The sequence below is a fragment of the Amaricoccus sp. W119 genome, from assembly GCF_047275745.1.
In the GTDB taxonomy this organism is placed as follows: domain Bacteria; phylum Pseudomonadota; class Alphaproteobacteria; order Rhodobacterales; family Rhodobacteraceae; genus Amaricoccus.
This window is the reverse complement of record NZ_JBKQWU010000104.1, coordinates 1-7,111: the sequence shown is the minus strand read 5'-3', so window position 1 is coordinate 7,111 and position 7,111 is coordinate 1. Positions and strand designations below refer to the sequence as shown.

At 66.5% G+C, this 7,111-nt stretch carries 6 protein-coding genes and 1 pseudogene; 2 read left to right on the top strand and 5 right to left on the bottom strand.

Annotated features, from left to right (window positions below; genetic code table 11):
- Positions 1–382: 382 nt before the first annotated feature.
- Positions 383–1,528: an alpha/beta hydrolase family esterase gene (locus ACLJK8_RS21420; RefSeq protein WP_413152447.1), complete on the bottom strand. Its 1,146-nt coding sequence runs from the start codon at positions 1,526–1,528 to the stop codon at positions 383–385.
- Positions 1,529–1,872: 344 nt separating this feature from the next.
- Between ACLJK8_RS21420 and ACLJK8_RS21415 the strand changes: the two genes are divergently transcribed.
- Positions 1,873–2,847 (top strand): dienelactone hydrolase family protein, encoded by a 975-nt coding sequence (locus tag ACLJK8_RS21415; protein ID WP_413152445.1) that lies wholly within the window; start codon positions 1,873–1,875, stop codon positions 2,845–2,847.
- Positions 2,848–3,176: 329 nt separating this feature from the next.
- On the opposite strand, the gene ACLJK8_RS21410 is transcribed toward ACLJK8_RS21415, so the two are convergent.
- The 4 genes from ACLJK8_RS21410 to ACLJK8_RS21395 all read right to left on the bottom strand — a co-directional run bounded on the left by ACLJK8_RS21410 (position 3,177) and on the right by ACLJK8_RS21395 (position 6,711).
- The gene (locus tag ACLJK8_RS21410) at positions 3,177–4,265 is read right to left on the bottom strand and encodes a DUF3618 domain-containing protein (RefSeq protein WP_413152444.1); all 1,089 of its coding nucleotides are present in this window, start codon (positions 4,263–4,265) and stop codon (positions 3,177–3,179) included.
- On the bottom strand, positions 4,265–4,654 hold the full coding sequence (locus ACLJK8_RS21405; RefSeq protein ID WP_413152443.1) for a phage holin family protein: 390 nt from the start codon (positions 4,652–4,654) through the stop codon (positions 4,265–4,267). Before ACLJK8_RS21405 ends, ACLJK8_RS21410 begins: the two co-directional genes overlap by 1 nt.
- Positions 4,651–5,124 (bottom strand): hypothetical protein, encoded by a 474-nt coding sequence (locus ACLJK8_RS21400; protein ID WP_413152442.1) that lies wholly within the window; start codon positions 5,122–5,124, stop codon positions 4,651–4,653. The genes ACLJK8_RS21405 and ACLJK8_RS21400 overlap by 4 nt, the downstream gene beginning before the upstream one ends.
- Before the next feature lie 1,350 nt (positions 5,125–6,474).
- Complete coding sequence (locus ACLJK8_RS21395; RefSeq protein WP_413152441.1) at positions 6,475–6,711, bottom strand: hypothetical protein; 237 nt, start codon at positions 6,709–6,711, stop codon at positions 6,475–6,477.
- 95 nt (positions 6,712–6,806) lie between these two features.
- Here ACLJK8_RS21395 and ACLJK8_RS21390 point away from each other — a divergent pair.
- A pseudogene (locus ACLJK8_RS21390) lies at positions 6,807–7,111 on the top strand (transposase); the annotation flags it as partial.

Genomic DNA, 7,111 nt, shown 5'->3' with positions numbered 1-7,111 from the left:
TCCATCATAGGCTTGGTCATCGGGGGCATGCCTCGGTTCAGGTTGGCGGTTGCGACCCGACCCTACCGAGAAACCCGATGACCGCCTCAGCTACACCACCCCGCGGGACACGATCTCTGAACGTCGCTTCGCGTTGCAAGACGCTGTGTCCGGTGACGGATGGCCTGTAGTCGAAGCACGGAGCTTCTCTGTTCGTCCACCCTGTCGGCATATGCCGCGATCCTATGATCGGGACGTCCTTGGTAAGTGCCATGGTTGCCAAGCAGTTCTAAAGCCGGGCGTTCTCGTTCAGGCTGCTCTCGGCCGATCCGGCGTCCGCGGCCAAGACGTCATGGCCCTCCCGCCGAGCTCATCGAAGGCTCATCGCTCCGAGGCGCGCCGCTCAATCCGAGCCGGCTTGGGACGCGCGCCGACGCGAGCCGGACCGGTGTCTGAGAAAGAACCTCAGCATCTCGCGCGAGGCATCGGGACCGGCCGGGTCGGAGAAGCTCCCGGCTCGGCTCCCGCCCGACCAGGCGTGTCCGGCGCTCTCCACGACCCAGTGCTCGACGAACGGCTTGCCATTCTCCAGGCGGTGAACGGTCCGGGTATAGTGACGCCCGCCCGGCGACCGCGCCCGTTTCTCGGTTTTCCTCAACCGCGGAAACGGGACCAACGCGCGCGCGGCGAGGTAACGGCCATTGCCGGGATTGACGACGGTGTCGCTGTCGCCGTGAAAGATGATCGTCGGGATGGCGACGGACGGACGGTCGCCGGGGGCGCCATGCCGCATCGCGAGAAGCCCCGAAGCCGCGTCCCGCGCCGCGCCGACGGCGAGCCCGGAATGAACGCCGACCGCCGCGAAGAGATCGGGATAAGCCGCGCCCATGATCGCCGCCGCCGCGCCGCCGGCCGACAGCCCGGCGACGTAGACCCGCGCCGGATCGGCCCGGTGCGCGCCGAGGATCACGCGGGTTATCCCGGCGATCAGCGCGGGCTCGCCCCCGCCGCGACCCTGGTCGCCGCGCCTGTACCAGTTCCAGCATCTGTTCCTGTTCGCGCCGCGTGGCTGTTCGGGATAGGCGACGAGGACACCGAATTCCTCGGCGAGCGCGTTCATCCGCGTGCCGGCCGCGAAATCGTCCGGGTTCTGCGCGCAGCCGTGCAGCATCACCACCAATGGCATCGGCGCTCCGGTCTGGTCGGCGGCTTTGGAACGCGCGGGTACGTAGAGCTTGTAGGCGCGCTCGCCGTCTTCGCAGGAATAGACCGCGGCCCTGAAGGACGCGCCGCGCGGGACAACGGTCCTCGCCGGCGCGACGGCGGGGCTCGCCGGCATCGCACTTGCCTTGAGCGCGCGAACCGTGGCGCCGAGGCTCGCGCGGGGTTTCGCGGCGGCGCTCGATGGTCGGGCCTTGGGAGCGGACGCCGTCGGCTTGGGTTTCGGAGCGGCGCGCTTTCTCGGAGCAGGCTTCGCGGGGGGCGCGATCGCCTGGAGCACCTTCTTGGCCGCCCGCGCATTGGCCGATCCGGCTCGCTTCGTGGCCATCGAAGCCGCACGCTTGAATAGCTTGAACATCGGCTCCATCCCGGTCGATCGAGTTCGCGGCGCCGGGGCTCGCTCGGCTCAGGCTATCGTACCGGGCAGCCGGCAAGACAATCCCGCGCAGCTGATCCGTAACGGGCGAGGCCGCTTAGCGCCAGCGCCGCGTCGAGGCTCACGCCCGCGGCGACGCCGGAATACGACAGCGCCCTGAGATGGGAGATCCTCGAGCGCGCCGCCGCAACTCTCGGCGAATGCGGGTTTTGCGCGGCGGAGCCGCCGTTGTTTCGACAGGAGGTCCACAGGCGTATGGTGGAAGAAGCGAAGATGAACCTTCAAACGAGAGGGCGATGCCGCGGGTTTTTCTTCTGGGCGCACTGGCGTGCGGTATCTCAGCCGGCTCAGCTTGGGCCGAGGACCACAAGCGTCCCCCGCGCGACGAGGAGCTGGCCGTACCATCGGTGACCCTAACGGACACGCAATTCCTCCGGATTGACCCTGCGGCGGGTACTCCGGTGGTCCTGAGCGCGACGCTCAGATTGCCGAACTGGGACGCGCGCCTCCCCGCCGTCGTTCTGCTCCATGGCTCGGATGGTGTTACCAGCGGCGCGGTCGCGAACTGGCGCGGGATCCTCGATAAACTCGGCGTGGCGACACTTCGCCTCGACAGCTTCACGGCGCGTGGCATCACCGACGTCGAAACCGACCAGAGCCAGCTTGGCTTCTACAACCAGGTCTACGACGCGCATCGCGCCGTGGAAGTTCTCGCGGCGGATGGCCGGATCGACCCGGACCGGATCGTCCTGATGGGGTTTTCGCGCGGCGGCACCGCGGCGCTCTACGCTGCCATGGTCCGGTTTCAAAGCGCTTACCGACCAACGCGCGGAGAGATCGCCGCCTACCTTCCGTTCTATCCGTCCTGCGGTGTTCAACTGGACACCGAGGACACGGTCGTCGATGCGCCGATCCGCGTCTTCCATGGCGCGGCCGACGACTGGGTGCCCATCACGCCGTGCGAGAACTACATCGCGCGACTTCGCGCCGAGGGACACGACGCGACGCTGACCGAATATTCCGGTGTACGCCACGCTTTTGACAATCCCGGAGCCACGGCCGGATTTGTCGTGGAGGACGCGCCAACCGCGCGAACTTGCGCGCGCGCGGAACGTTGTGGCGTGATCGTCAATCTCGGGACCGGAGAGCCGTTCAGTTTCTCTGACGCCTGCGTCGAGTACGGGCCCTCGGTCGGGTATGACGAACGCGCGGCGAAGAACGCGGCCGAGAAGGTCGGCGCCATCCTGCGGCAGGTGTTCGCGCCGCTATGACGTCGCGGAGCTTCGGCGAGCTCGCGACTCAGCTCCGCCCGTTGGACTTCCGGCGCCTTCAATTGACGATCTGCCCAAGTCCGTCGATCGGAAGCGCCGAACTCCGGCCAGATCGCGAAGCGGATCTCGTCGGACTGGAAGTCCGAGCGCCAGCCGTCCCCCGTTCGGTCTGATGAATGGACGCGGCGGCACCACGCATATCCCGATCCAAAGTCGCGCCCTCGTCCAGCGCGGCGTCGCGGCCCGATTTGACGAGCACCCAACCAATTCCTCGCCGCCATCGCCTTTGCTCCATGCCGCATTTGGTCGCGCTTAGTTTAGTCCGTGCCTCAGTCGCGAACTTGATCGGAGACCTTGTTTGCGTCGCTTCGCCTGTCGATATCGCCGACGTCTCCCTCGTGGGAACCGTCGCTCCTGTCGGTGGCGGGGGAAAGGGCCGGATAATGCACCCTGCCCTCCACCATCTCGCCTTTTTGAGCTTCGCTTTCTTCCTGAGCGGCGCCGCGCAACCGTGTCGATGCTTCCTTGGCATGGTCGGCCAATCCGCCGGCGGCCGTGGCAAGCATGTCGCCCGCCTCCTCCGCGATATGCGTGGCCTCCGTCGCTACCGCGCCGACGACCGCCGCTGCTTTTTTTCCCTCGGACTTGACCGTGTCCACGGCCGCCGCCTTAAGACTATCCGCCCGGGCGCCGATGAGTGAGTCCTCCGTCCGCGTCCGTGGCAACGCACCCCCGATCGCGGCGCCGATCGCGAGTGCGAGCGCGCCTAGAACCAGCGGCTGTTCCTCGGCGAGCGATCCAAGGCCTCGGATGGCTTCGCGCCCTTGCTTCGTACCCCAGTCCGCCGCCGCTCTGGCTTGCGCCACGCCCGCGTTCAATCCATCATTCACGGACGTGGTCGCACCGCTCGCGGCTTCGGCCAGAGTACCCGCCGCTCCGCTGGCCAGGCCGGCGAGCTTGCTTCCCGCGCCGCTCACGGCGTCGCCGGCCGCGTCCATGGCATGACCGGTTGTATCGCGTGCGTTCGCAACAGTACCGCGTAGGCCGCGGAGAGAAACAGCCGCCTCGCTTGGGACCCGCTCGCCCACGCCACGCGTGCCGGCGCCCGGGCTCCGATCATCTAGCGCGGAACCTGACGCCAATCGTGGCTGGGAAGCAGTCCTCTCTCCCGAACTCGCCATTAACCAAGTCAACCCGATGCCGGTTAGGAGGAGAGGCAGGGGATTGTCGCGGACCGCGCGTCCAAGGCCGCCAGTGATCTCGCCACCGTGCGTGGACAAGGCCTTGGCCACTTCGTCGACGATGCCCTTCGTCGATAACTTGGATTGCAGCGCATCGATCGTATCCGCGACGCGTGCGCGTTCACGGTCGACTTCCTGCTCGATCGCAATCGGGTCGGACTCGGAATTATTCGCCATCACATCTTCTCCTTTGCCATGGCCGCGTCGCGCGACACCGCGCGCGTGGTTCGACGGGGGGCGAACTCGCTGGCCTTCAGATCGCCCATGCCTTTGCGTGCCAGGACGAGGGCGATGACGAGTAGGACACCGCCCACGATCAACGCCGCCCATCCTGCGTCCAACCCGGCATGCTCGATGGCCCGCACCAACGCGGCGGCCAGGACATTGAGCGCTGTCAGGGCCAGGACGGCACCGACGAGAATGAAGCCAAGCGCGGATGTGGCTTTATTCTTCGTCTCGCCGATCTCAGCGCGAAGCAGCTCGATCTCCTTGCGAAAGAGTTCGGTGACCTGCCCGACGAGATCGGCCAGCAGAGTGGTCGCTCCCCGGTCCTCCGGCATGCTCATCGGACCGTCTCCCGGTCACCCGCCGGATCGGGCGTGGGATCGGCCGCCGAGGCCTGGGCGAACCGCGCGAGCGCGAAGCCCGCGAGCGCCGCGCCGCCGAGGAAGACGGCCGGATTGCGGCGCCCGAAGTCGGTGAGGTTGGACGCGAGCCCTGACATGGAATTGCCTTCCAGGGCTTGCGACAGGGAGTTGAGCCCCCGAGCGGCGCCCCGAAAGAGATCGCCCTGCACTGACTGCTCACCGAACTGCCCGGCGGCGGCGTCGAGCGCGGCGGCGGTCTCGCTAACCTGACCGGCGAGCCCCTGCTTGGCTGATTCCGCCTCGTCCATGACCCGGTCCCGGGTTTGCTTAAGATCATCTCCCAAGGCCGTGCCGATCTCGCCGGCGGCTTGCCGTGTCGTCTCCACCGCCTCGTCCAGACCTCGGCGTATCGTGTCCGCCGCCGAGGCGCCTGGGTCACGCTCTTCCATCATCTTAGATCCTCCCCATAAAGGTGCTTAGCCGCACCTGGCGGTAAAGGAGTCGGAGGCGCGGCTTGTTCCGGAAAAACTACCAAGCAGGCGCGGCGATGGGTGTGATGGATTTCTTGTGCGAGCCGGCAACCCAACGCCGGGGATGGTCCGGCCTCGTTCTCGGCGGCGTGTGCGTCCCATGCAGGTGTCGTGCTTCCGTCCGTGGTGGGCGCGCAGGCCGTCTACATGATGTCGGTGAGATCGGTTCCCGGGCGCCTGTCTGGAAAACGCGCTTAGACGGATGTCGAGCGGCAGCGTGAGATCCGGCATCGCCGGGACCGCGTCCCGTTCAGGGACTTCGTCATGGCGGGATTGGCCCTGCCAGGATTAGGTTTTCTCCTTGCCCGTCTCATTTGCCGTCTCAGGCGGCGCCGGTGACCGGATCGCGCCGTAGGCGGAACTCGATGCCGTCCCGCCACATGCGATGACGCACAGCGCCGGTCCCCCGTGCCACGGCAGGCTGCGTTGAAGAGCGCCGCGCGCAATCGGGCATCCTCTGCCTTGGTGATCCGCCCAACGATATCGCGCCCGTTGGACTGCTCCAGCCGCGGCGTCGGGCGGACCCATGGTCCACATCCCGCGACGAGCGGAACCGCGCCGGATCGTCGATCGCGGAGCGCACCGTCAGCAAGATAACGGCGCCGACGCCCGGCGTCGTCATCTTCAGGCGGCAGGCCTCGTCTTGCCGGGCAAGCTCGAGCAGCCCGCGGTCCAAGGTCGACAGCTTGTCGCGCAGCAGCGACCGGGCATCCAGGATGGCCGAGGCTGCTGTCTCCAGCCTCCAAGGCAGATACGGACTTGCAATGGACTGGCCGGAACCGGCCCATGCGCCGCAACCGGGCGATGCCCTCGGCATCGCGGCGGTTCTGACGCATGGCCTTCAGGACCGCATTCACCTGGCGCGTCTCCAGCAGAACTAGCTCAAAACCCGCCCGCGGAGCGGCGGAGCCACTGCGACAGCGGGCCAGCCTCAGCCCGATTGCCTCGATGGCCCAGGGTAGGTCCCGCGGGAACGCTGCGATCGCCTCGGGCCCGCTGTCGATCTGCGCCCGTTTTTCCGGTTCTGACCCCCCAATGACGACATCTGGAAACGCTCGCGCCCGTCTGCGATGATCTCAGCCTGCCTGCCTGCCGTGCCGCGCGACTAACCCGCTCGGCCCGCTGATGAGCGACGCCTGCCGCACGATCCCTCAGGGCCTACTTCCTTACTCCCGAGTGATGATCCCTCGGGACTGCACAGAGACCAATTCAGGACCCTTCGCGACGCCGACAGGCATTGCTTATTGATGCTGGGGCCGCGTCCGCTAATCAGCTTTCCGGTCGCAGGACCACCTTGATTACGCCGTCTTCCTTGTCCCGAAACTTCTTGTACATTTCAGGCGCATCCTCGAGTGATGCGGGGTGGGTGACGACGAAACTCGGATCGATCAGGCCGGCCTCGATTTTTTCCAGCAGGGGCGCCGTGTAGGCCTGGACGTGGGTCTGGCCCATCTTAAACGTCAGGCCCTTGTTCATGGCGGCGCCGAAGGGGATCTTATCCGCCATGCTGTCAATCGGCGTTGAATGGTGCCCCCTGACCTGCCCCCCGGAAACTCCCTCGCTCTGATGTAGGGTCTGCTCGACCTCGAAGGAGCAGACGAATGAGAAAGAGCCGATTTTCCGAGACGCAGATCATTTCGATGATCAAGGAGCAGGAAACCGGGATGCCGACGGCCGAGGTGTGCCGAAAGCACGGGCTGAGCCCGAACACGTTCTACAAGTTCAAGTCGAAATACGGCGGCATGAACGCTTCGGACGCGGTGAGGCTGCGGACGTTGGAAGACGAGAACGCGAAGCTGAAGCGGCTCTTGGCGGACGCGATGCTCGACAACACCGTTCTGAAGGATCTTCTGGGAAAGCGCTGACGACGCCGAAAGAGCGACGGGCGGCGGCGCTGAAGGCGATG

Coding starts and splice junctions, on each gene's coding strand:
- ACLJK8_RS21415 (WP_413152445.1), top strand. CDS start 1,873: ATGCCGCGGGTTTTTCTTCTGGGCGCACTGGCGTGCGGTATCTCAGCC.
- ACLJK8_RS21400 (WP_413152442.1), bottom strand. CDS start 5,124: ATGGAAGAGCGTGACCCAGGCGCCTCGGCGGCGGACACGATACGCCGA.
- ACLJK8_RS21395 (WP_413152441.1), bottom strand. CDS start 6,711: ATGGCGGATAAGATCCCCTTCGGCGCCGCCATGAACAAGGGCCTGACG.
- ACLJK8_RS21410 (WP_413152444.1), bottom strand. CDS start 4,265: ATGGCGAATAATTCCGAGTCCGACCCGATTGCGATCGAGCAGGAAGTC.
- ACLJK8_RS21420 (WP_413152447.1), bottom strand. CDS start 1,528: ATGGCCACGAAGCGAGCCGGATCGGCCAATGCGCGGGCGGCCAAGAAG.
- ACLJK8_RS21405 (WP_413152443.1), bottom strand. CDS start 4,654: ATGAGCATGCCGGAGGACCGGGGAGCGACCACTCTGCTGGCCGATCTC.